This window comes from Pseudomonas libanensis (assembly GCF_001439685.1).
Lineage (GTDB): Bacteria > Pseudomonadota > Gammaproteobacteria > Pseudomonadales > Pseudomonadaceae > Aquipseudomonas > Aquipseudomonas libanensis.
On record NZ_JYLH01000023.1, the window covers coordinates 36,800 to 61,778 of the forward strand.

Annotated in this window: 28 protein-coding genes; 13 read left to right on the top strand and 15 right to left on the bottom strand. The window is 60.2% G+C overall.

The window, feature by feature from the left end:
- Nucleotides 1-21: 21 nt before the first annotated feature.
- Nucleotides 22-420: a peptide-methionine (R)-S-oxide reductase MsrB gene (gene msrB / locus TU73_RS26045; protein ID WP_043050456.1), complete on the bottom strand. Its 399-nt coding sequence runs from the start codon at nucleotides 418-420 to the stop codon at nucleotides 22-24.
- 202 nt (nucleotides 421-622) lie between these two features.
- Here msrB and TU73_RS26050 point away from each other — a divergent pair, with 202 nt between their 5' ends.
- A complete protein-coding gene (locus TU73_RS26050; RefSeq protein WP_044273990.1) occupies nucleotides 623-1,834 on the top strand; it encodes a pyridoxal phosphate-dependent aminotransferase in 1,212 nt (403 codons plus the stop codon).
- 303 nt (nucleotides 1,835-2,137) lie between these two features.
- The gene (gene htpX / locus TU73_RS26055) at nucleotides 2,138-3,025 is read left to right on the top strand and encodes a protease HtpX (protein ID WP_043050458.1); all 888 of its coding nucleotides are present in this window, start codon (nucleotides 2,138-2,140) and stop codon (nucleotides 3,023-3,025) included.
- Between the two features lie 53 nt (nucleotides 3,026-3,078).
- On the opposite strand, the gene TU73_RS26060 is transcribed toward htpX, so the two are convergent.
- The gene (locus TU73_RS26060; protein ID WP_057014573.1) at nucleotides 3,079-3,735 is read right to left on the bottom strand and encodes a thiopurine S-methyltransferase; all 657 of its coding nucleotides are present in this window, start codon (nucleotides 3,733-3,735) and stop codon (nucleotides 3,079-3,081) included.
- Nucleotides 3,736-3,838: 103 nt separating this feature from the next.
- On the opposite strand from TU73_RS26060, the gene TU73_RS26065 reads away from it, so the two are divergent.
- Nucleotides 3,839-4,606 (top strand): DODA-type extradiol aromatic ring-opening family dioxygenase, encoded by a 768-nt coding sequence (locus TU73_RS26065; RefSeq protein ID WP_057014574.1) that lies wholly within the window; start codon nucleotides 3,839-3,841, stop codon nucleotides 4,604-4,606.
- Nucleotides 4,607-4,688: 82 nt separating this feature from the next.
- Here the strand turns inward: TU73_RS26065 and TU73_RS26070 are convergent, their stop codons facing one another.
- Nucleotides 4,689-6,362: a DEAD/DEAH box helicase gene (locus tag TU73_RS26070; RefSeq protein ID WP_057014575.1), complete on the bottom strand. Its 1,674-nt coding sequence runs from the start codon at nucleotides 6,360-6,362 to the stop codon at nucleotides 4,689-4,691.
- A 410-nt stretch (nucleotides 6,363-6,772) separates the two neighbouring features.
- Between TU73_RS26070 and TU73_RS26075 the strand changes: the two genes are divergently transcribed.
- Nucleotides 6,773-7,564 (top strand): crotonase/enoyl-CoA hydratase family protein, encoded by a 792-nt coding sequence (locus tag TU73_RS26075; RefSeq protein ID WP_057014576.1) that lies wholly within the window; start codon nucleotides 6,773-6,775, stop codon nucleotides 7,562-7,564.
- 115 nt (nucleotides 7,565-7,679) lie between these two features.
- Here TU73_RS26075 and TU73_RS26080 read toward each other — a convergent pair whose 3' ends face one another.
- On the bottom strand, nucleotides 7,680-8,435 hold the full coding sequence (locus TU73_RS26080; RefSeq protein ID WP_057014577.1) for a spermidine synthase: 756 nt from the start codon (nucleotides 8,433-8,435) through the stop codon (nucleotides 7,680-7,682).
- Nucleotides 8,436-8,558: 123 nt separating this feature from the next.
- Between TU73_RS26080 and TU73_RS26085 the strand changes: the two genes are divergently transcribed.
- The gene (locus TU73_RS26085; RefSeq protein WP_057014578.1) at nucleotides 8,559-9,905 is read left to right on the top strand and encodes a class II 3-deoxy-7-phosphoheptulonate synthase; all 1,347 of its coding nucleotides are present in this window, start codon (nucleotides 8,559-8,561) and stop codon (nucleotides 9,903-9,905) included.
- Nucleotides 9,906-10,539: 634 nt separating this feature from the next.
- On the opposite strand, the gene TU73_RS26090 is transcribed toward TU73_RS26085, so the two are convergent.
- Together TU73_RS26090 and TU73_RS26095 are read right to left on the bottom strand one after the other, a co-directional pair.
- Complete coding sequence (locus tag TU73_RS26090) at nucleotides 10,540-11,769, bottom strand: winged helix-turn-helix domain-containing protein (protein ID WP_057014579.1); 1,230 nt, start codon at nucleotides 11,767-11,769, stop codon at nucleotides 10,540-10,542.
- Nucleotides 11,770-11,814: 45 nt separating this feature from the next.
- The gene (locus TU73_RS26095) at nucleotides 11,815-12,021 is read right to left on the bottom strand and encodes a DUF1127 domain-containing protein (RefSeq protein WP_057014580.1); all 207 of its coding nucleotides are present in this window, start codon (nucleotides 12,019-12,021) and stop codon (nucleotides 11,815-11,817) included.
- 70 nt (nucleotides 12,022-12,091) lie between these two features.
- On the opposite strand from TU73_RS26095, the gene TU73_RS26100 reads away from it, so the two are divergent.
- Nucleotides 12,092-12,973: a LysR family transcriptional regulator gene (locus TU73_RS26100; protein WP_057014581.1), complete on the top strand. Its 882-nt coding sequence runs from the start codon at nucleotides 12,092-12,094 to the stop codon at nucleotides 12,971-12,973.
- Here TU73_RS26100 and TU73_RS26105 read toward each other — a convergent pair.
- Nucleotides 12,963-13,712, bottom strand: coding sequence for a sulfite exporter TauE/SafE family protein (locus TU73_RS26105; protein ID WP_057014582.1), 750 nt, complete (start codon nucleotides 13,710-13,712; stop codon nucleotides 12,963-12,965). The genes TU73_RS26100 and TU73_RS26105 overlap by 11 nt on opposite strands.
- 108 nt (nucleotides 13,713-13,820) lie before the next feature.
- Between TU73_RS26105 and TU73_RS26110 the strand changes: the two genes are divergently transcribed.
- From TU73_RS26110 to TU73_RS26120, 3 genes are all read left to right on the top strand, one after another.
- Entirely contained in the window at nucleotides 13,821-14,771 is a 951-nt protein-coding gene (locus TU73_RS26110) for a LysR family transcriptional regulator (RefSeq protein WP_057014583.1), read from the top strand.
- A gap of 80 nt (nucleotides 14,772-14,851) precedes the next feature.
- Nucleotides 14,852-15,304: a MarR family winged helix-turn-helix transcriptional regulator gene (locus tag TU73_RS26115; RefSeq protein WP_057014584.1), complete on the top strand. Its 453-nt coding sequence runs from the start codon at nucleotides 14,852-14,854 to the stop codon at nucleotides 15,302-15,304.
- 222 nt (nucleotides 15,305-15,526) lie between these two features.
- Entirely contained in the window at nucleotides 15,527-15,946 is a 420-nt protein-coding gene (locus TU73_RS26120; protein WP_034126737.1) for an organic hydroperoxide resistance protein, read from the top strand.
- A 66-nt stretch (nucleotides 15,947-16,012) separates the two neighbouring features.
- Here the strand turns inward: TU73_RS26120 and TU73_RS26125 are convergent, their stop codons facing one another.
- Together TU73_RS26125 and earP are read right to left on the bottom strand one after the other, a co-directional pair.
- A complete protein-coding gene (locus TU73_RS26125) occupies nucleotides 16,013-16,585 on the bottom strand; it encodes an elongation factor P (RefSeq protein WP_003172723.1) in 573 nt (190 codons plus the stop codon).
- A 49-nt stretch (nucleotides 16,586-16,634) separates the two neighbouring features.
- Nucleotides 16,635-17,768 carry an elongation factor P maturation arginine rhamnosyltransferase EarP gene (gene earP, locus TU73_RS26130; RefSeq protein ID WP_057014585.1) on the bottom strand — a complete coding sequence of 378 codons (1,134 nt, stop codon included), beginning with the start codon at nucleotides 17,766-17,768 and terminating at the stop codon, nucleotides 16,635-16,637.
- A gap of 131 nt (nucleotides 17,769-17,899) precedes the next feature.
- Here earP and TU73_RS26135 point away from each other — a divergent pair, with 131 nt between their 5' ends.
- Together TU73_RS26135 and TU73_RS26140 are read left to right on the top strand one after the other, a co-directional pair.
- The gene (locus tag TU73_RS26135; RefSeq protein ID WP_057014586.1) at nucleotides 17,900-18,268 is read left to right on the top strand and encodes a hypothetical protein; all 369 of its coding nucleotides are present in this window, start codon (nucleotides 17,900-17,902) and stop codon (nucleotides 18,266-18,268) included.
- A gap of 5 nt (nucleotides 18,269-18,273) precedes the next feature.
- On the top strand, nucleotides 18,274-18,756 hold the full coding sequence (locus tag TU73_RS26140; protein WP_057014587.1) for a GreA/GreB family elongation factor: 483 nt from the start codon (nucleotides 18,274-18,276) through the stop codon (nucleotides 18,754-18,756).
- A gap of 5 nt (nucleotides 18,757-18,761) precedes the next feature.
- Here the strand turns inward: TU73_RS26140 and cysB are convergent, their stop codons facing one another.
- The 5 genes from cysB to TU73_RS26165 all read right to left on the bottom strand — a co-directional run bounded on the left by cysB (nucleotide 18,762) and on the right by TU73_RS26165 (nucleotide 22,667).
- Nucleotides 18,762-19,736 (bottom strand): HTH-type transcriptional regulator CysB, encoded by a 975-nt coding sequence (gene cysB / locus TU73_RS26145; RefSeq protein WP_003189876.1) that lies wholly within the window; start codon nucleotides 19,734-19,736, stop codon nucleotides 18,762-18,764.
- A 104-nt stretch (nucleotides 19,737-19,840) separates the two neighbouring features.
- Nucleotides 19,841-20,341, bottom strand: coding sequence for a universal stress protein (locus tag TU73_RS26150; protein ID WP_057014588.1), 501 nt, complete (start codon nucleotides 20,339-20,341; stop codon nucleotides 19,841-19,843).
- Nucleotides 20,342-20,389: 48 nt separating this feature from the next.
- Complete coding sequence (locus TU73_RS26155; protein WP_057014589.1) at nucleotides 20,390-21,307, bottom strand: 5'-nucleotidase; 918 nt, start codon at nucleotides 21,305-21,307, stop codon at nucleotides 20,390-20,392.
- A gap of 14 nt (nucleotides 21,308-21,321) precedes the next feature.
- Complete coding sequence (locus TU73_RS26160) at nucleotides 21,322-22,284, bottom strand: putative 2-dehydropantoate 2-reductase (RefSeq protein ID WP_057014590.1); 963 nt, start codon at nucleotides 22,282-22,284, stop codon at nucleotides 21,322-21,324.
- Nucleotides 22,281-22,667: a YbbN family protein gene (locus TU73_RS26165; RefSeq protein WP_057014591.1), complete on the bottom strand. Its 387-nt coding sequence runs from the start codon at nucleotides 22,665-22,667 to the stop codon at nucleotides 22,281-22,283. The genes TU73_RS26160 and TU73_RS26165 overlap by 4 nt, the downstream gene beginning before the upstream one ends.
- On the opposite strand from TU73_RS26165, the gene TU73_RS26170 reads away from it, so the two are divergent.
- Both TU73_RS26170 and TU73_RS26175 read left to right on the top strand, forming a co-directional pair.
- Nucleotides 22,666-23,100, top strand: coding sequence for a PilZ domain-containing protein (locus TU73_RS26170; protein ID WP_057014592.1), 435 nt, complete (start codon nucleotides 22,666-22,668; stop codon nucleotides 23,098-23,100). The genes TU73_RS26165 and TU73_RS26170 overlap by 2 nt on opposite strands.
- Nucleotides 23,101-23,230: 130 nt before the next feature.
- Nucleotides 23,231-24,307 (top strand): 3-deoxy-7-phosphoheptulonate synthase, encoded by a 1,077-nt coding sequence (locus TU73_RS26175; RefSeq protein ID WP_057014593.1) that lies wholly within the window; start codon nucleotides 23,231-23,233, stop codon nucleotides 24,305-24,307.
- Between the two features lie 76 nt (nucleotides 24,308-24,383).
- Here TU73_RS26175 and TU73_RS26180 read toward each other — a convergent pair whose 3' ends face one another.
- Nucleotides 24,384-24,665, bottom strand: coding sequence for a GNAT family N-acetyltransferase (locus tag TU73_RS26180; protein WP_003189869.1), 282 nt, complete (start codon nucleotides 24,663-24,665; stop codon nucleotides 24,384-24,386).
- Between the last annotated feature and the right edge of the window lie 314 nt (nucleotides 24,666-24,979).

Below are 24,979 nucleotides of genomic sequence, written 5' to 3' on the forward strand. Positions count from 1 at the left end.
CGTGTAGGCCTGTTTACAGCTTCAAGCCTGGCGCGGCACCAGGTCCAGGCACACCGAGTTGATGCAATAGCGCAGCCCGGTCGGCGGCGGGCCGTCCGGGAACACATGCCCCAGGTGCGCGTCGCACTTGGCGCAGGTGACCTCGGTACGGATCATGCCGTGGCTGACGTCGCGAATCTCGATCATCGCGCTGTCGGCAATCGGCTCGTAGAAGCTGGGCCAGCCGCAGCCGGAGTCAAACTTGGCCCTGGAATCGAACAGCGGCTCGTTGCAGCAGATGCAGTGATAAACGCCATCGGTCTTGGTGGCGTTGTACTTGCCGCTGAACGGTCGTTCGGTGCCCTTGAGGCGGCACACGTTGTACTGTTCGGGATCAAGCATGGCTTTCCATTCATCAACGGTTTTCTGCAACTTTTCCATTGGTACACCTCGGCAACTGAAAAACCCTGATCTGTGTCTTTTCCATGGATCAGGCGGCACGTATGATTGCGCCTCTTCAAAACGCCAGTCTGGCACCCGCGCCTCCGGCATTCAAACGTATTTATGGGTGCGAACCGCGCAGAATTCACCCCAGGGTAGTGCCTGCGCCGGCTGGATCGTTCATTTTCAGGATCACATCGCCATGCAGGTCAGCAAATCGAACAAGCTCGCCAACGTCTGCTACGACATTCGCGGCCCGGTGCTCAAGCACGCCAAGCGCCTGGAAGAGGAAGGTCATCGCATCCTCAAGCTGAACATTGGCAACCCGGCGCCGTTTGGTTTCGAAGCGCCGGACGAAATCCTCCAGGATGTGATTCGCAACCTGCCGACCGCCCAGGGCTACAGTGATTCCAAGGGCTTGTTCAGTGCGCGCAAGGCAGTGATGCAGTACTACCAGCAAAAGCAGGTTGAAGGTGTCGGTATCGAGGACATCTACCTGGGCAATGGCGTGTCCGAGCTGATCGTGATGTCGATGCAGGCGCTGCTCAACAATGGCGACGAAGTCCTGGTGCCGGCACCGGATTACCCACTGTGGACCGCCGCCGTGACCCTGGCTGGCGGCCACCCGGTGCACTATCTGTGTGACGAGGGTGCCGACTGGTTTCCGGACCTGGCCGACATCAAGGCCAAGATCACCCCGAACACCAAGGCCCTGGTGATCATCAACCCGAACAACCCAACCGGCGCGGTGTACTCCAGGGAAGTGCTGCTGGGCATGCTCGAACTCGCACGCCAGCACAACCTGGTGGTGTTCTCCGATGAGATCTACGACAAGATCCTCTACGATGACGCGGTGCATATATGCACCGCGTCCCTGGCCCCGGACCTGTTGTGCCTGACCTTCAATGGCCTGTCCAAGTCCTACCGCGTGGCGGGTTTCCGCTCCGGCTGGATCGCCATATCCGGCCCCAAGCACAACGCCCAGAGCTATATCGAAGGCATCGACATGCTGGCCAACATGCGCCTGTGCGCCAACGTACCGAGCCAGCACGCGATCCAGACCGCCCTCGGTGGCTACCAGAGCATCAACGACCTGATCCTGCCCCAGGGGCGCCTGCTGGAGCAGCGCAATCGCACCTGGGAGCTGCTCAACGCAATCCCGGGCGTCAGCTGCGTGAAGCCCATGGGCGCGTTGTATGCGTTTCCACGGATCGACCCGAAAGTGTGCCCAATCCTCAACGACGAAAAGTTCGTGCTCGACCTGCTGCTGTCGGAAAAGCTGCTGGTGGTCCAGGGCACCGCGTTCAACTGGCCGTGGCCGGATCACTTCCGCGTGGTGACGTTGCCTCGGGTGGATGACCTGGAGATGGCGATTGGTCGCATCGGCAACTTCCTTAAGTCCTATCGCCAGTAAGGGAATTGACGCTGTGCGGCCCGCTTCGGGTCGTACAGCGATTATCTGCAACACTTCTTTGTCGCTTACGTGTTGTGGTATTTCACTTGCCCCCCGCCCAAGGCGTACCCCCTATAATCACGGGGCGGTAAGGCAAACCAGTGTCGGCCATGGCTGACAATACAGGTCGGAAAATCCCTTCAAGCCTCTACATTCAAGCTGTAGGACACAGTTTGAAATAGTCGCTCGGTTGAATCACCCCATGCCGCACCTTATATACCCCGCAGTACGCGACATATTAAGCATGAGGAGAACCCTACAACCATGATGCGCATCCTGCTGTTCTTGGCCACTAACCTGGCGGTCGTGCTGATTGCCAGCATCACCCTGAGCCTTTTCGGCTTCAACGGGTTCATGGCGGCCAATGGGGTTGACCTGAACCTCAATCAGCTGCTGGTCTTCTGTGCGGTCTTTGGTTTCGCCGGCTCACTGTTTTCGCTGTTCATCTCCAAATGGATGGCGAAAATGAGTACCAGCACCCAGGTCATCACCCAGCCACGCACCCGGCATGAGCAATGGTTGCTGCAGACCGTCGAGCAACTGTCCCGCGAAGCGGGTATCAAGATGCCCGAGGTCGGGATCTTCCCGGCCTATGAAGCCAATGCCTTTGCCACTGGCTGGAACAAGAACGACGCGCTCGTTGCCGTCAGCCAGGGCATGCTCGAACGCTTCTCGTATGACGAGGTGAAAGCCGTACTGGCCCACGAGATCGGCCACGTGGCCAACGGCGACATGGTGACACTGGCGCTGGTTCAAGGCGTGGTGAACACCTTCGTGATGTTCTTCGCGCGCATCATCGGCAACTTTGTCGACAAGGTAATTTTCAAGAACGAAGAAGGCCGTGGCATCGCCTACTTCGTGGCGACTATCTTCGCTGAACTGGTACTGGGCTTCCTGGCCAGCGCAATCACCATGTGGTTCTCGCGCAAACGCGAGTTCCGCGCAGACGAAGCCGGTGCCCGCCTGGCCGGCACCGGGGCGATGATCGCAGCGCTGCAACACTTGCGCTCCGAACAGGGGCTACCGGTGCACATGCCGGACAGCCTGACCGCCTTTGGCATCAACGGTGGCATCAAGCAGGGCATGGCTCGCCTGTTCATGAGCCACCCGCCGCTGGAAGAGCGGATCGACGCACTGCGTCGTCGGGGCTGATAACCCGGTAATACGAAAGGGGCGATTGATCGCCCCTTTTTCGTGCCCGCGATTTACCTCTTGGTCAGCCGATAAACGCGCTCCTCAAGACGGGTGACGCCGTCCGCCATGAATTTGCGACTCTCACCCAATATGTCCCGCTCTTGCAACGTGACCACGCTCCAGTGCGAGCCCAGCAGCGAGCGCACTTCCTCATCGGGGACAGAAAAAGGCGGACCAGCCCTTTGTGCCTGGTCGTAGTCGACAGCGATCAGCAGGCCCTCACAGCCACGGGCCAGCAGGGTGTTGAGATGCTCGGTGTATTGCGGCCGCATCTGCTGTGGCAAGGCAATCAGTGCCGCACGATCATACAGCGCCTTGCAGTCGGCCACGGCCCCTGCGTCGAGGGCAAAGTAATCACCGCACCACACTTCGATCAGGCCCGCCTGATACACCTTGAACGCGCCTCTTTGATCGATCTGCGGCGTGAGTGCCTGTTCGCTGAAAAACGCCTCAACCGCCTGCTCCGACACCTCTACACCCATCACACGATGCCCACGCCCCGCCAGCCACATCATGTCCAGGCTTTTGCCGCACAATGGCACGAAGACCTTCGACCCCCCGGCCAAGGCCAACGTTGACCAATGCTGCTGCAAGTAGAGATTAACCTCGACCTGGTGAAAACCGATTTGATTGGTGGCCCAGCGTTCCTGCCAAAATTTTGCGTCCATGCACCCTCCTGATAAATCGATCAAAAGACACTAAAACTTATATTAGATCTAGATAAACATTCTGATTAAAGATAGCTCGATATTAACCTTCAGGACGCTTCCTATGCTCCCCAGCCTGTTCATCTCCCACGGCTCACCCATGCTGGCACTGCAACCCGGTGCCAGCGGCCCGGCATTGCAGCGCCTGGCGGCCGAACTGCCACGACCGCAGGCGATCGTGGTGGTATCGGCGCACTGGGAAAGCCAGGAACTGCTGGTCAGTGGCGGCGCCGCGCCCGAAACCTGGCATGACTTTGGCGGCTTTCCTCGCGAACTGTTTGCCGTGCAATACCCTGCGCCAGGTGACCCACGATTGGCGAGCGAGATTGTCGAGCTGCTGCAAGCAGACGGCCTGGACGCACACATCGATAACCAACGGCCCTTCGACCATGGCACCTGGGTGCCTCTGTCGCTGATGTATCCAGCGGCAGACATTCCCGTAGTGCAAGTCTCCCTGCCCAGCCGCATGGGCCCTGCCCTGCAAACCCGGGTCGGGCATGCCCTTCGCAGCCTGCGCGAGCAAGGGGTGCTGTTGATCGGTTCCGGCAGCATCACCCATAACCTCGGTGAGCTGGACTGGCGTGCCGGGCCGGAGACGATCACACCGTGGGCGCGAGAGTTTCGTGACTGGGTGGTGGACAAACTCGCGGCCGAAGACGAAGCCGCCCTGCATGACTATCGCCGCCAGGCGCCCCATGCCGTGCGCAGCCATCCCAGCGATGAGCATTTATTGCCGCTGTACTTTGCCCGCGCGGCAGGCGGGCAGTTTGGTTTGGCGCATCAGGGGTTTACGATGGGGGCATTGGGCATGGACATCTATCGCTTCGGCTGACTGAGACCAGTAATTCAAGGCAAAAAAAATCCCCGAACCAGTCGGGGATTTTTTATTTGCGATCAATCAGCCAAAGGGCGGATCAATCTTCGCGGTAGCGACGCAGCTTGAGCTGCTTACCGGCAACGCGAGTGTCTTTCAACTTGGTCAGCAGTTTTTCCAGGCCGTCTTCCGGCAGCTCCACCAGGGAGAAGCTGTCACGCACCTGGATGCGACCGATGGCTTCACGCGCCAGGCCACCCTCATTGAGGATAGCGCCCAGCAGGTTCTTGGCAGCGATACCATCACGCGCACCCAGCGCGGTACGGCAACGTGCACGGCCTTCAGCCAATGGCACCGGAGCACGACGCTCACGATCACCACGGTCCGGACGGTCGCCGGAACGCTCTGGACGATCACCGCGTGGCGCGCTGTTCGGCACCAGGGGGCGCTCTTTCTCGATGGCGGCCAGGGTCAGGGCCTGACCGTTGGTGGCTTTGCGCAGCAGGGCTGCAGCCAGGGCACGTGGGGTGCAACCGATATCGGCGGTCAGGCGGTCCAGCAGTTCGCCGTGGGTCGATTCAGCGTCAGCCACCAGGGGTGCCAGGCTGTTGGTCAGTTTCTTGATGCGGGCATCGAGAACGGCCTGGGCATCCGGCAGGCGGACCTCGGCAACTTTCTGACCGGTTACGCGCTCGATCACTTGCAGCATGCGGCGCTCACGTGGAGTCACCAGCAACAGAGCACGACCTTCGCGACCCGCACGGCCGGTACGGCCGATACGGTGAACGTAGGACTCTGGATCGTACGGCATGTCAACGTTGAACACGTGGGTGATACGTGGAACGTCAAGGCCACGGGCAGCAACGTCGGTCGCCACAACGATGTCCAGGCGGCCATCCTTGAGGGAGTCGATCACACGCTCACGCTGGTTCTGGGCAATGTCACCGTTCAGCGCAGCGGCCTTGTAGCCTTTGGCTTCCAGGGCACTGGCCAGGTCCAGGGTCGCTTGCTTGGTGCGCACGAACATGATCAGGGCGTCGAAGTCTTCGACTTCCAGCAGGCTCAATACAGCCGAGGTCTTCTGGTCAGCGTGAACCAACAGGTGAGCCTGTTCGATCGCGGTAACGGTCTGGGTCTTGGTCTGGATTTTCACGTGTTGCGGATCGCGCAGATGGCGCTCGGCAATGGCACGGATCGACTGCGGCAGGGTGGCCGAGAACAGTACGGTCTGACGGGTTGGAGGCAGCGCCTTGAAGATGACTTCCAGGTCATCCATAAAGCCCAGCTTCAACATTTCGTCGGCTTCGTCCAGAACCAGGTGATTCACGGTCGACAGCACTTTCTCGTCACGACGCAGGTGGTCGCACAGGCGGCCAGGGGTGGCGACAACGATCTGTGCGCCATTGCGGATGGCTTTCAGTTGTGGGCCCATAGGCGCGCCGCCGTAAACGGCCACAACGGTAACGCCCGGCATTTGCTTGGCGTAGGTTTCGAAAGCGGTTGCTACTTGCAGCGCCAACTCACGGGTTGGCGCCAGGATCAGGGCTTGCGGCTCGCGCTTGGCAGGATCGATGCAGTGCAGGATAGGCAGGGCGAACGCGGCGGTTTTACCGGTACCGGTTTGCGCCTGGCCAATCATGTCTTGGCCGGCCATGATGATCGGGATCGATTGCTGCTGAATAGCCGAAGGTTCTTCGTAGCCAGTCGCGATGACGGCAGCAAGAATGTTCGGGTTAAGATTAAAAGCGGCGAAGCCGCCGGTTTCCTGGGTCATGGGTCTGCCTCTAAGTGCATCCGCAAAGACCCATGCTCCAAAGCTGCGCATGCCGTGTTGAGACTCAAGAGTCGCCCTGGCTGCTTTGTCGGCGGGGATTTGCGAAAACGAATGAATGAAAAAGATTCGTCAAGGAAGAGTCCGCTGTGCGGACGTGCAGCCGAAGCTGACTTCGGGGAATTGCGCTACCTAAACGCGGCCCGGTTAAAGGCCGGCGCGCACTATACCGGAAATACCTGAAAAAGGGAGCTTTTTTTATCGCCAGGCACCGATAAACCGCGCTGCGTCACGTTTTTTGCAGATATCGGCGCCAGGGTCTATTTTTCAAAAGCCCGGCCCTGTTGGTGATGACGCTTAAACGGTTCACCTTCCATTGGTCTGAAACCTTTCCCCGCCCGAGGGCAAACCCGATGAATCAAGCCAGCAGCAGCCGTGTCAGCCGTGAACTGCAGGGCCACGTCCTGCTTTTAGGCCTGGATCGAGTCGCCAAGCGCAACGCCTTTGACCTGGACTTGCTCAATGAACTGAGCCTGGCTTATGGCGAATTTGATCGACATAACGAAGCACGGGTCGCCGTAGTATTTGCCCACGGCGACCATTTCACCGCCGGCCTGGATCTGGCCAACGTCAGCGGGGTGATGGCTGGAGGCTGGCAACCGCCGCTGGGAGGTTGCGATCCGTGGGGCGTTTTTGCAGGCCCCAGGGTCAGTAAACCAGTGATCGTCGCCGCCCAGGGCTACTGCCTGACCATCGGTATCGAGTTGATGCTCGCTGCGGATATCAATCTGTGCGCGAGTAATACCCGCTTTGGGCAGATGGAAGTGCAACGTGGGATTTTTCCATTTGGCGGCGCGACATTGCGCTTTCATCAGATCGCCGGCTGGGGCAATGCAATGCGCTGGCTGCTCACTGGCGACGAGTTCGACGCCCATGAAGCCTTGCGCCTGGGTTTGGTGCAGGAAGTGATGGCCAGCGAAGACCTGCTGCCTCGCGCCATCGAGCTGGCCAACCGAATCGCCCGCCAGGCGCCGCTCGGCGTGCAAGCGACGTTGATGTCGGCCCGCCAGGCACGCATGGAAGGCGAAGCCATCGCCGCCGCCGCGTTGCCGCCCATGGTGAATAAACTGCTTAACAGCGAAGACGCCAGGGAAGGTGTGCGGGCGATGGTGGAGAAGCGGCCGGGGGTGTTCAAGGGTATTTGAGTTGGCAGCACCGACGCCATCGGGGGCAAGTCGAATCGTCGCACCGCCCCTCCCACACTTGGAATGCGGTCAAATGTGGGAGGGGGCTTGCCCCCGATGGCGCCAGAGCAGACAACTAGGTTGCCGGTCGAATGGCCTTGATCAATGGCTGCAACGAATAACCCAACCGCGGCGCCAAGGCTTCGGCGCGAGCCGAAAGTGAGTTGAGGTCCAACCCCTGATCCAACTCCGAAGGCACCAGCAGGATCACATTGCCCTCCTTCACCGGCAGCTCCCAGTAATGTCGGTGGTACAACCCGCGCAGCAACGCCGCGCCCAACGGCTTGCCATCATCGGTGGCCCACTGGTTGATCACCAGCCAGCCGCCGGGGTTGAGTTTCTTCTGGCAGTTTTCCAGGAAGGTCCAGGCCAAGTGGCCCACACCCGGACCGACATCGGTATACAAGTCGACGAAAATCAGGTCGGCCGGCTCGGCGGTGTCGAGCAACTGCAGCGCGTCACCAATGCGAATATACAGGCGCGGGTCGTCGTCCAGCCCCAGATATTCAATTGCCAGGCGCGGTACGTCAGGACGCAGCTCAATGGCCTCGACGTCCTCCAACGGCAGGAACTTGAGGCACGCCTGGGTCAGCGTGCCGGCCCCCAGGCCAAGGAACAACGCGCTCTCAGGTTGCTCATGGCACAACGCACCGATCAACATGGCGCGGGTGTAGTCGTACTCCAGCCAGCTCGGGTCGGCAGTAAACACGCAGCTTTGCTCGATGGCGTCGCCAAATTCGAGAAAGCGGTAATCGGCCACTTCAAGCACACGAATCATGCCGAAATCATCATGGACTTCGGCCAGCAGGCGCTCGACACGCTCCTCGGTCATCACTACTCCTAAAGGGTTTACCGCACGACAAAGGCGCGATTGTCGGCCAGCGGCCGCAGCAGGTCACGCACTAATTGCTGCTAACATTGGCGCCCGAACATCCACCCACCACACGAGTTCACGATGAGCCAACCCTGGAGCCCCGACAGCTGGCGTGCCTTGCCGATCCAGCAACAACCCCAGTACCCGGACGCTGCGCACTTGCTGCAAGTGGAGCAGAGCCTGGCCAGCTATCCGCCGCTGGTATTCGCCGGGGAGGCCCGTGAGCTGCGGCGTCAGTTTGCCGAGGTGACCCAGGGGCGCGCATTCCTGCTGCAAGGCGGCGATTGCGCCGAGAGCTTTGCCGAGTTTTCCGCCGCGAAAATCCGCGACACCTTCAAGGTGCTGCTGCAGATGGCCATTGTCATGACCTTCGCCGCCGGCTGCCCGGTGGTGAAAGTCGGACGCATGGCCGGCCAATTCGCCAAGCCACGCTCGGCCAATGATGAAACCATTGACGGCATCACCCTGCCCGCCTACCGCGGTGACATCGTCAACGGCATCGGTTTCGACGAAAAAAGCCGCGTGCCGGATCCGGACCGCCTGCTGCAGTCCTACCACCAGTCCACCGCCACCCTCAATCTGCTGCGCGCGTTTGCCCAGGGCGGTTTCGCCGACCTGCACCAAGTGCACAAGTGGAACCTGGACTTTATCGCCAACTCCGCCCTGGCCGAGAAGTACAGCCAACTGGCCGACCGCATCGACGAGACCCTGGCCTTCATGCGCGCCTGCGGCATGGACAGCTCGCCGCAATTGCGCGAAACCAGCTTCTTCACTGCCCACGAAGCATTGCTGCTCAACTTTGAACAAGCCTTCGTGCGCCGCGACAGCCTGACCAACGACTACTACGATTGCTCGGCCCATATGCTCTGGATCGGCGACCGCACTCGCCAACTGGACGGCGCCCATGTCGAGTTCCTGCGTGGCGTGAACAACCCGATCGGCGTGAAGGTCGGGCCGAGCATGAACCCGGATGACCTGATCCGCCTGATCGACATCCTGAACCCGGACAACGACCCTGGCCGCCTCAACCTGATCGCCCGCATGGGCGCAGGCAAGGTCGGCGACCACTTGCCAAACCTGATCCGCGCCGTGCAGCGCGAGGGCAAGCAGGTGCTGTGGAGCTGCGACCCGATGCATGGCAACACCATCAAGGCCAGCAGCGGCTACAAGACTCGCGACTTTGCGCAGATCCTCGGCGAGGTGAAAGAGTTCTTCCAGGTGCACCAGGCCGAAGGCAGCTATGCCGGCGGGATTCATATCGAGATGACCGGACAGAACGTCACCGAATGCATCGGCGGCGCACGGCCGATCACCGAAGACGGCCTGTCGGACCGTTATCACACCCATTGCGACCCACGGATGAACGCCGATCAGTCGCTGGAGCTGGCGTTCCTGATTGCCGAGACCTTGAAGCAGGTAAAGCGCTGACATTTTTATCGACCGGGATGACGCCATCGCGGGCAAGCCCGGCTCCCACATTTGAACGCGTTTCTCTGTGGGAGCCGGGCTTGCCCGCGATGGGCATGGGTATCTACACAACTGCGATACGAAGCTGAACCCGTGGCGAGGGAGCTTGCTCCCGTGACGGCCTGACAGTCGGCGCCTATCTCCCTAACGTGCCGCGATCCAAATGTGGGAGCTGGCTTGCCTGCGAAGGCGGCCTGGCAGCGAACTGGGATGTTGGATCAGACCGCGTACATATCCGTTATTTAAGTAACGGCCACTTAGGGTTCCGCCCTGACGGCGGGTCACTTTGGAAAAGAGCCCCAAAGTAACCAAAGGGCTCTTGCCCCACCACTCGGCACCTCGCCTTGGCTCGGTGTGCCCGAACGCAGGCTTGAATCCGTGGGCCGCCGCCACGCGCCATCCATGGCGCGGGGCGGCTAACCCGGCGTCCTGCCGGGTTACCCACGAATTCAAGCCTGCGTTCGGCCAGCGTGGTTTAACGGGGCGCCTGAGATCAAAAGCAGATCAAGATCAAGAGCGACTTGCTTCGCATCGTGGTTACCGTCGGCTGATACAACCTACAAAGTTATGTAGATACCTATGCCGCGATGGGGCCTTAAAGGTTGGCATCCTGGTTCAGCATCGCCGCCCTTAACCGGGCGGCACTGGGCCGCTGGCAATTGAGCTGGATCTGCTCCAGCCCCAGCCAGTTGGCCATCTGGCGCAGGTTCAAGGCCAGCGCCGACATGCCGTCGTCATCCAGGCCCGGCTCTTCCTCGTGCACCGCATGCACCGCCAGGCGCCCATGGGCACGCTCGGCCCGCAGATCGACGCGGGCGGCGATCCGCTCATTGTGCAAAAACGGCAGTACGTAGTAACCGTACACCCGCTTGTCTTGCGGGGTGTAGATCTCCAGTCGATAGCGAAACTCAAACAAACGCTCCGTACGACTGCGCTCCCAGATCAACGAATCGAACGGCGACAGCAAGGCGCTGGCCACGACTTTGCGTGGCACCTTCGGCAGCGGCAGGCAGTACGCCGGTTGTTTCCAGCCCTGCACCTGGCACGCCAGCAGCCGCCCATCCTCGACCAACTCGGCGACGCGCTTGCGGCTGTCGGTGGGGTCGAGGCGGAAGTAATCGCGCAGGTCCTTCTCGGTGGCGACGCCCAACGCCGTTGCGCTATGCAACAGTAAGCCACGCTGAGCGTCGGCCTCGGTGATGACGGTTTGAAGAATCTCGCCAGGGATAACACGCTCCGGCAAATCATACAGTCGCTCAAACCCCCGCCGCCCTGCGACGGTGACCAAACCGGCGGCAAACAACCATTCCAGCGCGTGCTTTTCATCACTCCAATCCCACCAGGGCCCGGCACGCTCCTCGCGGGTCGATAAACTGCCCGCGCCCAGGGCGCCCTGCTGCTCGACAGTGTGCAGCACGCGCTGGATAGTCGCCTGCTGTTCACGGCCGAAACGCGCCATCTGCGCATAGATCCCCTGCCCCTGCCTGGCCCGCTCCATGCGCCAACGCATCAGCGGGTACAACGTCATGGGCAGCAGCGAGGCCTCATGCCCCCAATACTCGAACAGCGAACGCCGCCTGCCCTGACTCCAGGCCGCTTGCTCAAGGATCAACGGGGAATAATGACCCAGGCGGGAAAACAACGGCAGGTAATGGGAACGTACCAGTGCGTTGACTGAGTCGATCTGCACAACACCCAGGCGGTCGATGAGCCGATTAAGGTGCGCGGCTTTTATCTGGGCAGGCGCCTGGCGTCCGGAAAAACCCTGGGCGGCCAGCGCCATGCGTCGAGCTTGCTTGAGTGAAAAAGACAGGTCGGCAGGCATGGGGCTCTCCATGGAAACTCGCCCTCTACCCTACTGCATCCTGGCTTATTTGCGCAGCGGGTCTTCCCAGAAATGCCGATGGGTTTCCTGCGCTACGTCGGCACGGTTGAGCCCAATGTCCTTGAGCGCGTCATCGCTCAAGGTCGCCAGCAACTGGCGCTCCTGATGCAACAGCTGCCAACGTGCGACCGCATGAAACAGGCCGGCAAACGGCCATTTTTGCAACAACACAAAACCTCTTTGACCTTTCATCTTCTTGCCCTCCAGTGGGGATGACGAAAGTGTGGACCTGGCGCTATGATCAATCCAACGAATGTTTCTTATGCAATACATCTCGGAGATTGATCAATTGGCTGGCTACCCGAGCATCGACACAGACGTGCTGCGCACCTTCGTGGCCATCGCCGACCAAGGTGGTTTTACCCGCGCCGGCGAGCTGGTCAACCGCACCCAATCGGCGGTGAGCATGCAGATGAAGCGCCTGGAGGAAGATGTACTGCAGCGCAAGCTGTTCGAGCGCGATGGAAGGCAGGTACGGCTAACGCCCGAGGGCCAGGTGCTGCTGGGGTATGCGCGGCGCATCCTGAAACTGCACAGCGAAGTGTTCAATACCCTGCGCGAGCCCCATATGGTGGGGCTCGTACGCATCGGTACGCCAGATGACTATGTGATGCGTTTCCTGCCGGGGATCCTGAAGCAGTTTTCCAAGGCCTACCCACTGATTCAGATTGAAATGCACTGTGAAGCGTCATCCGTGCTGATGCAGCGGCGAGACCTGGCGCTGACCGTGATCAGCCGCGAGCCTGGCAATGATATTGGCGAGTTACTGCGCACTGAACGCATGGTCTGGGCATCATCACCCTGCTTCTGCGTGGATGAGCATGACGCGCTGCCCCTGGCGATTTCCGGCGATGACTGCCTGTACACCCATTGGGCGCGTGCCGCGCTGGACGCAGCTGGACGCGATTACCGCCTGGCCTACCACAGCTCCAACGGAGCGGCGATCCAGGCGGTGGTCAGTGCAGGCCTGGCGGCGATGGTCAGCATGGAAAGCCTGGTCACCGACGACCTGCGGGTGCTCGGCAGCGACGAAGGCTTTCCACCGTTGCCGTCAATGAACCTGCGCTTGCTGCGCAATCCACAGATGACGTCACCGATCACCGAATGCCTGGCCGAGTACATCGTCGAAGGCTTCAAACTTTAAACGTCAGCATCACTGCACACACCACCAGGAAGCCACAAAACAGCCCGCGCAACAGCCGCTCCGGCAATGCATGGGCCACTTTCACACCCCAACTGATACTGAGCAGGCCCCCCACCGCCAGCGGCAGGCCGATCATCCAGTCCACCTCGTGGTGCCAGGCGTAGGTGACCAGGGTCACGCCGGTGCTGGGCAGTGCCAAGGCCAGCGACAAACCCTGGGCCACCACTTGAGTGGTGCCGAACACGCTGGTGAGCACTGGCGTGGCGACTACCGCGCCCCCTACCCCAAATAATCCACCCATGGAGCCGGACGCTGCGCCCAACACACCCAGCCAGGGCCAGGAGTACCGCATCTGCGCCGTTGGCGGCGCGTTGCGGGTAAACATGCGCAGCAGGTTGTAGGCCGACAACGCCACCAAAAAAACGATAAAGCCGATGCGCATTGCCCCGGCATCCAGCCCCACCGCCCAGATCGACCCCAGCCACGCAAAGCAAAAGCCCATCACACCCAGCGGCAAGGCGTGGCGCAGCTCGATGCGATTACGCTGGTGATAACGCCACAGGGCGAGCATCACATTGGGTACCACCATGACCAACGCGGTGCCCTGGGCTATTTGCTGGTCCAGGCCAAACAACACGCCGAGCACCGGAATGGCTATCAGCCCGCCACCAATGCCAAACAGCCCACCCACAGTGCCCAACGCCGCGCCCAATACCAGGTACATCATTAAATCCAACACCGCTCGCCACTCCGCAATCCCAAGGCTGACATGCTACGCAGTCGGCTCTGGCGCGGAAATGCACAGCAACGCACAATGGCTATGCCGATCCCGCACAAGCGCTCGTCTATGAACCCTAATACGCTGACCGATCAACTGAGCCTGTTTCTCGATGTGATGGAAACCGGTAGCTTTTCCGCTGCCGCACGGCGTCATCCACTGACGCCCTCCGCAGTCGCCCGTCGAATCGACAGCCTGGAAAGCTCGGTGGGTAGCCGCCTGTTCCAGCGCAGCACCCACGCGGTGGTGCCTACACCTGCCGGCCTGGCCTTTGCCGAACGCGCGCGGCGGATTGTCAGTGAACTGCAATTGGCACGGGCCGAAGCGGTGTCCCTGAGCCATGCGCCGGAAGGGTTGATCCGGCTGGATGCACCGGCGGCGTTTGGTCGCCGCCACCTGGCGCCGGTGATCGCGGACTTTTTGAACGTGTATCCAGGGCTGGATGTGCACCTGCACTTGATCGACAGCTTTGTCGATATGCAGGGCGCACACCTGGGCAAGGTCGACCTGGTGCTGCGCGCCGGGCATATCGTCGACACTCGCCGGATCGCTACACCCCTGGCGAGCATCGTGCGCATTGCCTGCGCCAGCCCGGCCTACCTGAAAAACCACGGCACACCCACCCATCCTCGGGAACTGAGCGAGCATGACGGCCTCGATTGGGATGGCCTGGCGCCGATGTTCGCCTGGCGTTTTGAACTGGACGGACGCCGCACCACCTATCGCCCCCGGCGCATCCGCATGAGCGCCAATAACGCCGAGGCGCTGCTTTCGGGCGCACTGGCCGGGCTGGGCATCGCGCACCTGCCGACCTGGTTGGCCAGTGAATACCTGGTGCGGGGCGAACTGTTGCCGCTGTTTTGTGAAAACGGCTTGCCCAGCCCGGAAACCGCCGGCATTTACGCGCTGCGCCTCGAACAACAGCCCAACGCCCGTAGCCGGTTATTGCTCGAATACCTCAAATCCCGTTTCAGCCCGGTGCCGCCCTGGGATCTCGCATTGCAAAGCGGGCTAGTCTGACCATCCCGGCAGAATTATCTGGCGCATTAAAGATTCGCCCGCTAGATTCAAGTGCAGACATGCTTTTTCGAGGCACCACCATGAGCAAAAACCCAGCCCCCTGCGAATCCCTGCTGCTGGATAACCAGCTGTGCTTCGCCCTGCACTCCACTTCGCTATTGATGACCAAGGTCTACAAGCCACTGCTCCAAGCCCTCGGGCTGACCTACCCGCAATACCTGGCCATGATGGTGCTGTGGGAAGAGGACGGATTGACTGTCGGCGAAATCAGCAGCCGCCTGCTGACGGATCCTGGCTCACTGACGCCGCTGCTCAAGCGCCTGGAAGCCGAAGGCCTGCTCAGCCGCACCCGCAGCCGCGAAGATGAGCGGGTGGTAGTGGTAGAGCTGACTGACGCCGGCCGCGCCTTGCAGGGCAAGGCCAAGGATGTGCCCCAATGCATCCTGGGCGCGAGCGGCTCTACGCTGGAGCAATTGCGCAAGTTGCAGGCCGACTTGATCGCGCTGCGCGGCAACCTGCAGAGCGCTATCTAGAAAACAGCAAATCACTTAAATGTGGGAGGGGGCTTGCTCCCGATAGCAGTGTGCCAGCCATCAGATCCATAGGCTGATTCACCGCTATCGGGAACAGCCCTCACATTAAATTTCAGAAAGTCAAAAAAATTATCTTGCGCGCAAAATATTAGCGATATACATTGACTTCGCCAACTACTTAGCGTGCAAACATTTAGCGCTATAAACCAAGAGGAACGCCCCATGCAAACGCTCTATACCGCAGTAGCCACCGCCACTGGCGGCCGTGATGGTCGCGCTGTTTCCAGCGACAACATCCTCGACGTCAAACTCTCTACCCCCAAGGAATTGGGTGGTGCCGGTGGCCAGGCCACCAACCCGGAGCAACTGTTCGCGGCCGGCTACTCCGCCTGCTTTATCGGCGCATTGAAATTTGTTGCCAGCCAGACAAAACGTAAGATCCCCGACGATGCCTCGATCACCGCTCATGTCGGCATCGGCCAGATCCCCGGCGGTTTTGGCCTGGATATCGACCTGCACGTCAGCCTGCCGGGCCTGGCCCAGGATGACGCACAGAGCCTGGTCGATGCCGCCCACCAAGTCTGCCCGTATTCCAACGCCACCCGTGGCAATGTGGATGTGCGCCTGCATGTAACAGTCTGATAAACCGGCGGCCACAAAAAAGCCCGACTCAAAGTCGGGCTTTTTTTCGTATCGGTGGGGCCAGGATTACTTCTTGGCGCGACCTTTGTACGAACCACCTTCGCGGGTGTCGATCTCGATCAGGTCGTCGATTTCGATGAAATCGGCTACTTGCAGTTCGGTACCGTTGCTCAGCTTGGCAGGCTTCATCACCTTGCCCGAAGTGTCACCGCGAGCGGAACCTTCAGTGTAGGCAACCTTACGCACGATAGTGGTCGGCAGCTCTACGGAAACCAGGCGCTCTTCGAAGAAAATAGCTTCGCAGACGTCTTCCATGCCTTCTTCGATGAACGGCAGAACGGCTTCGATATCTTCAGCGTTCAGCTCGTACATGGTGTAGTCAGTGGTGTCCATGAACGTGTAGGTGTCGCCGCTGATGAAGGACAGGGTCGCTTCCTTGCGGTCGAGGATCACGTCGTCCAGTTTGTCATCGGCGCTGTAGACGATCTCGGTCTTGTAACCGGTCAGCAGGTTCTTCAGCTTGGTCTTCATGATTGCGCTGTTACGACCAGACTTGGTGAACTCAGCTTTCTGAACCAGCCAAGGGTCGTTTTCGAGACGGATCACTGTACCGGGTTTCAGTTCTTTACCAGTTTTCATTGCATATATCCGAAATTTGGATGGGATTTACAAAAATCAAGGTGGCGTATCATATCCAACTTTCATAAAACTGTACCAGCGCCGTCGCAAGATCGGCCTGCAAGCCTTGTTCCAGACACCAGTTCTCGGCGTGCTCATTCACCTCGGGCCAATGTTCCAGGAGCATTTTCCAGGCCTGCGCCATATCGCCCTCGGTGTTCCAGGCTTGCCAAAGCGCGATGACAGCCGCTTTGGCGGCCGGCGACAGTGCGGCGGTGTACAGCTCCAGGAAGGCATCGAGCTTGTCGAGGTGGATGTCTTCGTCCTGGCGATAGATATGCCATAGCAACGGCCTCCCCGCCCACTGAGCGCGCACGAAGGAGTCCTCGCCGCGCACCGCGTTGAACGCGCAACACCAGAGCAACCGGTCGTATTGCTCCTGGCGTACGAAGGCAATGACCTGCACCGTCAGCGCGCCACGCACCTGGATGTCGCCTGCGGCCAAGCTGCTGACTCCCAGCCAGCGTTGCACATCCCCCAGGATGCGCCCTTCCGGCACCAGCAAGTGAGTCGCGCACCTGTCTGCCGCCAGCACGTCCAACCAGCTGGCCAACCCGGGGTTCTCGTAAGCGAACAGCGACATCAGGCGTGCATCGGCCGCCGGAGCTATCCCTAGGGTTTGCAGGAATTGTCGCTGCGCGACGTCATCTAGCTGAAAAGCCTGGCGCCGCTCCAATAACCCGGCTTCACGCAACAGGCCACCGGTGCCCGGGCGAAAGCCGGGAAAGAAAAAGTACTTCTGCACACCCTTGAACTTCACCGACGGTAGACGGTGACAGCCCACTACCCAGTCTTCAGCGCTGAGATAGTCCAGGTTCATCCACAACGGCGATTGCTCACGCTCGGCCATGCGCTCCATGTACTCCGGCGGCAGCTGGCAGGCGAACGCGGCAATCACCACATCGGCTGATTGCGCACCTGGCCATTGCGCCGGCCAGTGGCGCACTTCGACACCTTCCTGCCACTGCTGGCTCACCTGCGCATCAATCTGCGGACACATGCGCTCGAAAGCCCGCAGATCATCGACCCACAAGCGCACTTCACAGCCATGTTCCACTACCAACTGCCGGGCCAGGCGCCAGGTCACGCCGATGTCGCCGTAGTTGTCGACGACGCTGCAAAAAATATCCCAGCGGGCTTTCATTCCGGGCTCCATCGATCAAAGACTCGATTGTCCGCATAAATGCACCGATGCAGAAGGCTTGTTTCGCGATTTTCTGCATGGCGGCTGTGCGACAATCGCCGTCACGCCGTTCCCCCCGCCAGGAGGCCATCATGTCTGCCCGTCCGTTTTCGCTGCTCAAGCTCTGCCTCGCCATTGCAGCAGGCCTGTGGCTGGGGTTTATCGCCATTGCGCTGACCACTTGGCTGGCGTCTCGCTACCTGTTCCCCCAAAGCCTGGCACCCGTGGCCCAGGCGGTCGAGCAGCTGGGCAAGCCGGCCGCTGCTGTGCCGGAGCCGCCGAACCGCATGTTCGAGCAATACCAGCAGAACCTGCAAAAGCAGGAACAGCAGCAAGCCCTGGACCAGGCCCGGAATAATGCGCGCAACCTGTCCAACCCCAAATGCCAGTTCTGGCTGCAACAGGACCAGAACGCCCCCAATGAAAAGTCTCGGGCCAATGTCCTGCAATTCTGCGATTGAAGACCATGAATAAACACGCCGTCCTCCAGTTGATCCTGGAAAAACTCGCCGTCGACCTCGATATCGCCCAACGTGCCGCGCAGACTGCCTACGAAACCGCGACTCACGAAGAAAACATCGCCGAAAACAAATACGACACCCTGGGCCTGGAGGCGTCTTACCTGGCGGCCGGGCAGGCCAAGCGGGTCGAGGAAATCAAGCAGTCGCTGGCGCTGTGCCAGAACCTGCAGCTACGTGCTTTCGATGATCAGCGAGGTATAGAGATTGGCACACTGCTGGGCCTGGAAGACGAGGATGGTCGCCAGCAATGGCTGTTCCTGGCGCCGGACGCCGCAGGCTTGAAAGTCGCTGTGGTCGGGCAACCGGTGACCGTCATCACCCCACGCTCGCCCCTGGGCAAAAGCCTGCTGGGCAAGTTTGAAGGGGATGAGGTAGAGATTCTGGTGGCAGGCGCCCGGCAATTTTTTACGATTACCGAGGCCCGCTAAACCATTCAATGAACGGGTAATTCAACGCCGTCAAACAATTCTTCCAGCTCTTGCTTGTTGTGGCACTGGATCGCCTTGGCCATGACTTCGCGGGTCAGGTGGGGGGCGAATTTCTCGATGAAATCGCACATGAACCCGCGCAGGAAGGTGCCACGGCGAAAACCGATCTTGGTCACGCTGGACTCGAACAGTTCACTGGCATCCAGCACCACAAGGTCTTTGTCGAGGTTGGTGTCGACCGCCATCTTGGCGACGATGCCCACACCCAGGCCCAGGCGTACATAGGTCTTGATCACGTCGGCATCGGCGGCAGTGAACACCACTTTTGGCGTAAGGCCACGGTGACTGAAGGCTTCATCGAGCTTGGAACGGCCGGTAAAGCCGAACACGTAGGTCACGATCGGGTATTCAGCCAGGGCTTCCAGGGTCAGCTTCGGCAGCTTCGCCAACGGGTGACCTTGAGGCACGACCACGCAGCGGTTCCAGCGGTAGCACGGCATCATTACCAGGTCGCCGAACAGTTCCAGGGCTTCGGTGGCGATGGCAAAATCGACAGTGCCATCGGCGGCCATCTCGGCGATCTGCATCGGCGAGCCCTGGTGCATGTGCAGGGCCACATCAGGGTATTGCTTGATGAAATCACGGATTACCGGCGGCAATGCATAGCGCGCCTGGGTGTGGGTGGTGGCGATCGACAGGGTGCCTTTCTTCTCGTTGGAGAATTCCTGGGCAATCTGCTTGATGCTCTCGACTTTACGCAGGATTTCGCCGGCGGTAGTGATGATGCGCTCGCCAGCCGGGGTGACACGGGTCAGGTGCTTGCCGCTGCGTGCGAACACTTCGACGCCCAGCTCGTCTTCGAGCAGGCGGATCTGCTTGCTGATACCGGGTTGCGAGGTGTAGAGGCTTTGAGCGGTAGCGGAAACGTTGAGGTCGTGGTGCGCCACTTCCCAGATGTAGCGCAGTTGTTGAAGCTTCATATGAATCCCTCAAAGCAGATAGACGCCACGGGTATCAGCGACGGTATATAACTATATTAAAGGTTAGACGGATAAATCTAGAACTTTTTATCCTTTCCTACCGATCAACTATCCTCATTGCGCCGATGTTGCAGCGACGGCACCAGGTAGACCGGTACCGGGGACAGCTGCAATACCCGTGCAGCGGTGCGCCCAAGGGGCACGGTCACTCTGGTTGCCTGGCTGTGACTACCTAGGATCAGCAAGTCGACGGAAAGTTTTCGCATCTGGTCGAGAATCACCTCGCAGGGGTCCCCCTGGATCACCCTGACCGAGCGAATCAATTGCAAGTCCTGCTCGCCCTCCCCCAACTCCTCGCGAAAGCTGTCCAGCACCCGTTGTTCAATCGTCGCCATGACCGTGCTCAACCCCTGGCTCTGCCATTCACTCAGGGCCTTCTCATCAAGGTAGCTCTGTAGCACCGATTCGGCGAACAGCCCGATGGGCTCGACCACGTGGATCACGTAGAGGTCGGCCTTGAACGTCCGCGCCAGCGCCAGTGCATGTTGCATTACATACGGTGCATACAGACCCAGGTCCGTGGCGTACAGCATCGAACGAATCATAGAACCTCCTGGACTGCCAGGATGGCGGCGATTAAATGAGCTTAGCAGCTAGCTCTCGGTCTGGATTTTCAACTCATTACTGATGCCATGGGGCACGTGCCCGGTGGCGACCACCTCCCTGGCTTTCTCACAATGTCCGGCCTGGTCATCGAAAAATACATCGGCGGCGAAGGCTTCCAGGAACGCGGATTTTTCCAGGCCACCGAGGAACAGCGACTCGTCCAGGCGGATATCCCATTCGCGCAATGTACGAATCACCCGCTCATGGGACGGGGCCGAACGGGCGGTGACCAGCGCCGTGCGAATCGGACAGGCGTCATCGGCAAACTCGCGCTGCAACAAGTTAAGCGCCGCCAGGAAGCCCTTGAATGGGCCACCGTGCAAAGGCTGGCGCGCCGACTCGCGCTCACTGGCCTGAAAAGCGGCCAGCCCACCGGACTGATAAACGCGTTCGGACTCGTCGGAAAACAGCACCGCATCGCCGTCGAATGCAATGCGCAATTCTTCACTCGATGCCCGACGCGCACCACCCGACAGAATCGTTGCCGCCGCAAAGCCGGCGTCGAGTGCGCTGCGCACATCTTCCGCATGGGTCGAAAGAAACAGATGACAACCAAAGGCGGCCAGGTATGGGTAGGGACTACGCCCTCCCACGAAGGCGGCGCGGGAAATATCCAGGCCGTAATGCTGGATCGAATTGAACACCCGCAGCCCGGTATCGGCACTGTTGCGCGACACCAGCACCACTTCGACCCGGGCACGCCCCAGGCTGGCATTGAGGCTCAGCAGTTTCTTGACCAGCGGGAAAGCGTCACCCGGCTCAAGGGTTTCTTCCTCGTGCTCGATCTGGTACTTGCGGTAAGCCTCCACCCCTTCGGCCAGGTACACCTTGTGGCTGTCGCTCAGGTCGAACAGCGCCCGCGAAGAAATCGCCAGCACCAGCTTGTCACCCAATCCCTTTGCCATGGTGTGTCCCCCAATCAGCGGTTGTGCCGATCCATAAAACTCAAGGCCTGGTACAGCGCCTGCATACGCGGCAGTTCGCAACCGGCCGCCCTCGCAGCGGCCAAGGGGCGAGCATAGATAGCCGCCAACTCCAACGGACGCTTGTGCATATAGTCGTGGTACATGCTGGGCAGATAGTCGTCCATGGTCTCGGTCATGGCGAACATTTGCCCCGCGTAGCTGGCGGCAATCTCATGACCGCAGGCACGGGCGCCCTGCACCACCTCGGCCATCAGCGCCTGGATCAATTCACGGCTGGACTCGTCAGCCATCATCGCCGTGGTGCCCGTGCCCAGCAAGACCGAGAGGCCGTTATACGGTACGTTCCACACCAGTTTATGCCAGCGCGCCTGATGCACATTGGCCATGGCCTGCGACTCGATTCCGGCGTGGTGGAACAGCCCGGCACCGGCTTCGACAATTGCCTTTTGCCGCGCCTCATCATTGGCGGCCGTACCGCTGTGATAACCCAGGTTGACCCGGCCCAGCGCCTGGTGCTCGACCACCCCGGGTGCCGAGCGGTGTACACCGATGTAGCACAGGCCGCCCAGCAGGTGCAGCGACGAAGGCAGGTGCTCACGCAGACCGTCCTCCACATCGAGGCCGTTTTGCAGCAGCACCACCTTGGCATCCGGTGCCGCGACCTGGACGATGGTCGGGGCCAGGTCAACGTTGCCGGTGGATTTGGTACCGACCAACAACCAGTCGCACGGTGGCATGTCGGCGGCGCGGGCATAGGCTTGTACCGGGTGCAGATGCAGGTGGCCGTGTACCGTGCTGTTGAGGTGCAGGCCATGTTCACTGACCGCTGCATATTCGCTGCGCAACAGGAAATGCACATCGAACCCGGCCCGCGCCAGCATCAATCCGTAGTAACCACCAATGGCACCGGTGCCGATGATGCCAATACGTGGCGACGGGGATGCAACTGCTGTCATGGCAAATCCTCTGGTGGGCGGGTAAGCCCATGGTTTACGCATTCGGCGAGGTCGGATGCTGTAAGGCGTGTCTGTAATTGCCCGAGGAACTGACCCTCGCACACCAGGAACAGCGCCGGCAAATGAAAGATCTGGTAGCGTTCGACTGCACCGCCGTTGTGCCCGGCATCGACCCAGCACACACGGTCCACCGGCAAGCACCAGCCCGGCAACTGCTGGCGTGCCCAGCGGCAACTGGAACAACCGACACTGGTGAACACTACCAGCGAAATACCTGGCAATCCCAGCAATTGCTGGTCAATATCCAGGTCGGTCAATTCCAGTTCCTTCACTATACTGCTGCCACTGCCGTCAATTGGACGGCGCTCGGAGTCCGTGTACATGGGTCGTTTTTTACCTCACCCTGATGATGTCGCTGTTGAGTTGATCCAACGTCCCTCTCCTGCCCTGCCCCGCCAACGCCTGCATACTATCGGCCGCGGCGGCGTCGCCTGCAATTGGCCGCGGGCCTGGCGCCCCGGCACGGCAGTCGACCTGCATATCCCCTCATTGGGGTCCAGCGCTCGCTATCCGGGTTATGTAGCCTGGTGCCGCAAAGTCGAAGACGGTTATCGCATCGGCATTTGCTTTGCCGATGAACACGCCTTGTTCGGTGCCCGAATGGGTGAGCAAGTGTGCCAGATCGAACGTCATTGCCGCCTGCACGAAAACGTCGAGCCCACGCCACAGCAACTTGAAGCCATGGCCCGCGATTGGGTGTCGCGCCACGCCGGCGAGTTCTCCCATGAGGCGGTTGTGCAGCCAGCACTGGATTAAACCGGGCTTTGCCCATTGTCGCGGGCCCGTGTAACGCGCTAAGGTTCCTCCCCCCTGCATTCAAATCATGCTGTGCCCGCCGCACGGGGATGGCTGGCGGCCGGCACCCGTGACCCTGGCGAGTAACACGATGGCTGATTTACCGATCAATGACCTTAACGTCGAATCCAACGAGACCCTGATCACACCTGATCAGCTCAAGCGCGAAATTCCCCTGAGCGACGCTGCCCTGCAGACCGTCACCAAGGGCCGCGAAGTCATCCGTGACATTCTCGACGGCACCGACCACCGCCTCTTCGTCGTGATCGGGCCCTGCTCGATCCACGACCTAAAGGCCGCCCACGAATACGCCGAGCGCCTCAAGGTGCTGGCGGCGGAAGTGTCCGACACCCTGTACCTGGTGATGCGCGTTTACTTCGAAAAGCCGCGTACCACCGTCGGCTGGAAAGGCTTGATCAACGACCCCTACCTGGACGACTCGTTCAAGATCCAGGACGGTTTGCATATCGGTCGTAAATTGCTGCTGGACCTGGCCGAAATGGGCCTGCCCACTGCCACCGAAGCCCTCGACCCGATCTCCCCGCAGTACCTGCAGGACCTGATCAGCTGGTCGGCCATCGGCGCACGCACCACCGAATCCCAGACCCACCGCGAAATGGCGTCCGGGCTGTCCTCGGCCGTAGGCTTCAAGAACGGCACCGATGGCGGCCTGACCGTGGCGATCAACGCCCTGCAATCGGTCTCCAGCCCTCACCGCTTCCTGGGTATCAACCAGGAAGGTGGCGTCTCCATCGTCACCACCAAAGGCAATGCTTACGGCCACGTGGTATTGCGCGGCGGCAATGGCAAGCCCAACTATGATTCGGTCAGCGTCGCCCTGTGCGAGCAGGCGCTGAACAAGGCCAGGATCAAGCCGAACATCATGGTCGACTGCAGCCACGCCAACTCCAACAAAGATCCGGCGTTGCAGCCGTTGGTGATGGAAAACGTCGCCAACCAGATCCTCGAAGGCAACCAGTCGATCATCGGCTTGATGGTCGAGAGCCATTTGAACTGGGGTTGCCAGGCGATTCCAAAGGATCTGGCCGACTTGCAATACGGCGTGTCGATCACCGATGCCTGCATCGACTGGGCTGCCACAGAAACCACCCTGCGCAGCATGCACGCCAAGCTCAAGGACGTACTGCCCACGCGCAAACGCAGCTGAACCACGCACTTCTACTGAATCAGGCATACACAAAAACGCCGGGCTAAGCCCGGCGTTTTTTTTGGCAACGGATCAGCTACAGCTTCGCGGCATGGCGCTGGTGACGCTCCATATAGCGTTCGACATAGGAGCACGACGGGATCACCGTGTAGCCGGCCTCTTCGGCGAACTTCAGGGCTTCCTCGGTCAACGCGGCCGCAATGCCTCGCCCTCGCAGCGCGTTGGGGACGAAGGTGCGATAGATATCCAGGGTCTGCTTCCCGAGGTCCATATAGGTCAGATAGGCACGATGACCGTCCACATTGGTCTCGAACTGATGACCAGCCTGGTCATGGTGGATGGACAACGCCTCGCTCATCACTACTCCTCGCGGGTCTAAGATTGCGACCCCTACCTTACCGATGTTTTTCCGGCGAAGGAACATCTACGCCACCCCGTGCCGGTTTCGACAACGAGAAAACCGTGAGCGCTCACAACCAGCACGTAGGGAATAGTAGGCACCAAACCCGCAATTGCTCAAGGCGCACTCATCATTCCCTGCCTTGGGTGGTTATAGAAAGGGCCTCGATCAACCAGTGATCGATAGCCTGAACATTGCCGGCAGTTGAACCTTGAGACGAACTGCCGCTCTTAAAGTCACCTCTAGATGGGTAAAAGATGCCAGCCGGAGTA

What these genes read in the sequence shown, in the direction of transcription:
- msrB (WP_043050456.1), bottom strand. Translation starts at nt 420, where the DNA reads ATGGAAAAGTTGCAGAAAACCGTTGATGAATGGAAAGCCATGCTTGAT.
- TU73_RS26050 (WP_044273990.1), top strand. Translation starts at nt 623, where the DNA reads ATGCAGGTCAGCAAATCGAACAAGCTCGCCAACGTCTGCTACGACATT.
- htpX (WP_043050458.1), top strand. Translation starts at nt 2,138, where the DNA reads ATGATGCGCATCCTGCTGTTCTTGGCCACTAACCTGGCGGTCGTGCTG.
- TU73_RS26060 (WP_057014573.1), bottom strand. Translation starts at nt 3,735, where the DNA reads ATGGACGCAAAATTTTGGCAGGAACGCTGGGCCACCAATCAAATCGGT.
- TU73_RS26065 (WP_057014574.1), top strand. Translation starts at nt 3,839, where the DNA reads ATGCTCCCCAGCCTGTTCATCTCCCACGGCTCACCCATGCTGGCACTG.
- TU73_RS26070 (WP_057014575.1), bottom strand. Translation starts at nt 6,362, where the DNA reads ATGACCCAGGAAACCGGCGGCTTCGCCGCTTTTAATCTTAACCCGAAC.
- TU73_RS26075 (WP_057014576.1), top strand. Translation starts at nt 6,773, where the DNA reads ATGAATCAAGCCAGCAGCAGCCGTGTCAGCCGTGAACTGCAGGGCCAC.
- TU73_RS26080 (WP_057014577.1), bottom strand. Translation starts at nt 8,435, where the DNA reads ATGACCGAGGAGCGTGTCGAGCGCCTGCTGGCCGAAGTCCATGATGAT.
- TU73_RS26085 (WP_057014578.1), top strand. Translation starts at nt 8,559, where the DNA reads ATGAGCCAACCCTGGAGCCCCGACAGCTGGCGTGCCTTGCCGATCCAG.
- TU73_RS26090 (WP_057014579.1), bottom strand. Translation starts at nt 11,769, where the DNA reads ATGCCTGCCGACCTGTCTTTTTCACTCAAGCAAGCTCGACGCATGGCG.
- TU73_RS26095 (WP_057014580.1), bottom strand. Translation starts at nt 12,021, where the DNA reads ATGAAAGGTCAAAGAGGTTTTGTGTTGTTGCAAAAATGGCCGTTTGCC.
- TU73_RS26100 (WP_057014581.1), top strand. Translation starts at nt 12,092, where the DNA reads ATGCAATACATCTCGGAGATTGATCAATTGGCTGGCTACCCGAGCATC.
- TU73_RS26110 (WP_057014583.1), top strand. Translation starts at nt 13,821, where the DNA reads ATGAACCCTAATACGCTGACCGATCAACTGAGCCTGTTTCTCGATGTG.
- TU73_RS26115 (WP_057014584.1), top strand. Translation starts at nt 14,852, where the DNA reads ATGAGCAAAAACCCAGCCCCCTGCGAATCCCTGCTGCTGGATAACCAG.
- TU73_RS26120 (WP_034126737.1), top strand. Translation starts at nt 15,527, where the DNA reads ATGCAAACGCTCTATACCGCAGTAGCCACCGCCACTGGCGGCCGTGAT.
- TU73_RS26125 (WP_003172723.1), bottom strand. Translation starts at nt 16,585, where the DNA reads ATGAAAACTGGTAAAGAACTGAAACCCGGTACAGTGATCCGTCTCGAA.
- earP (WP_057014585.1), bottom strand. Translation starts at nt 17,768, where the DNA reads ATGAAAGCCCGCTGGGATATTTTTTGCAGCGTCGTCGACAACTACGGC.
- TU73_RS26135 (WP_057014586.1), top strand. Translation starts at nt 17,900, where the DNA reads ATGTCTGCCCGTCCGTTTTCGCTGCTCAAGCTCTGCCTCGCCATTGCA.
- TU73_RS26140 (WP_057014587.1), top strand. Translation starts at nt 18,274, where the DNA reads ATGAATAAACACGCCGTCCTCCAGTTGATCCTGGAAAAACTCGCCGTC.
- cysB (WP_003189876.1), bottom strand. Translation starts at nt 19,736, where the DNA reads ATGAAGCTTCAACAACTGCGCTACATCTGGGAAGTGGCGCACCACGAC.
- TU73_RS26150 (WP_057014588.1), bottom strand. Translation starts at nt 20,341, where the DNA reads ATGATTCGTTCGATGCTGTACGCCACGGACCTGGGTCTGTATGCACCG.
- TU73_RS26155 (WP_057014589.1), bottom strand. Translation starts at nt 21,307, where the DNA reads ATGGCAAAGGGATTGGGTGACAAGCTGGTGCTGGCGATTTCTTCGCGG.
- TU73_RS26160 (WP_057014590.1), bottom strand. Translation starts at nt 22,284, where the DNA reads ATGACAGCAGTTGCATCCCCGTCGCCACGTATTGGCATCATCGGCACC.
- TU73_RS26170 (WP_057014592.1), top strand. Translation starts at nt 22,666, where the DNA reads ATGGGTCGTTTTTTACCTCACCCTGATGATGTCGCTGTTGAGTTGATC.
- TU73_RS26165 (WP_057014591.1), bottom strand. Translation starts at nt 22,667, where the DNA reads ATGTACACGGACTCCGAGCGCCGTCCAATTGACGGCAGTGGCAGCAGT.
- TU73_RS26175 (WP_057014593.1), top strand. Translation starts at nt 23,231, where the DNA reads ATGGCTGATTTACCGATCAATGACCTTAACGTCGAATCCAACGAGACC.
- TU73_RS26180 (WP_003189869.1), bottom strand. Translation starts at nt 24,665, where the DNA reads ATGAGCGAGGCGTTGTCCATCCACCATGACCAGGCTGGTCATCAGTTC.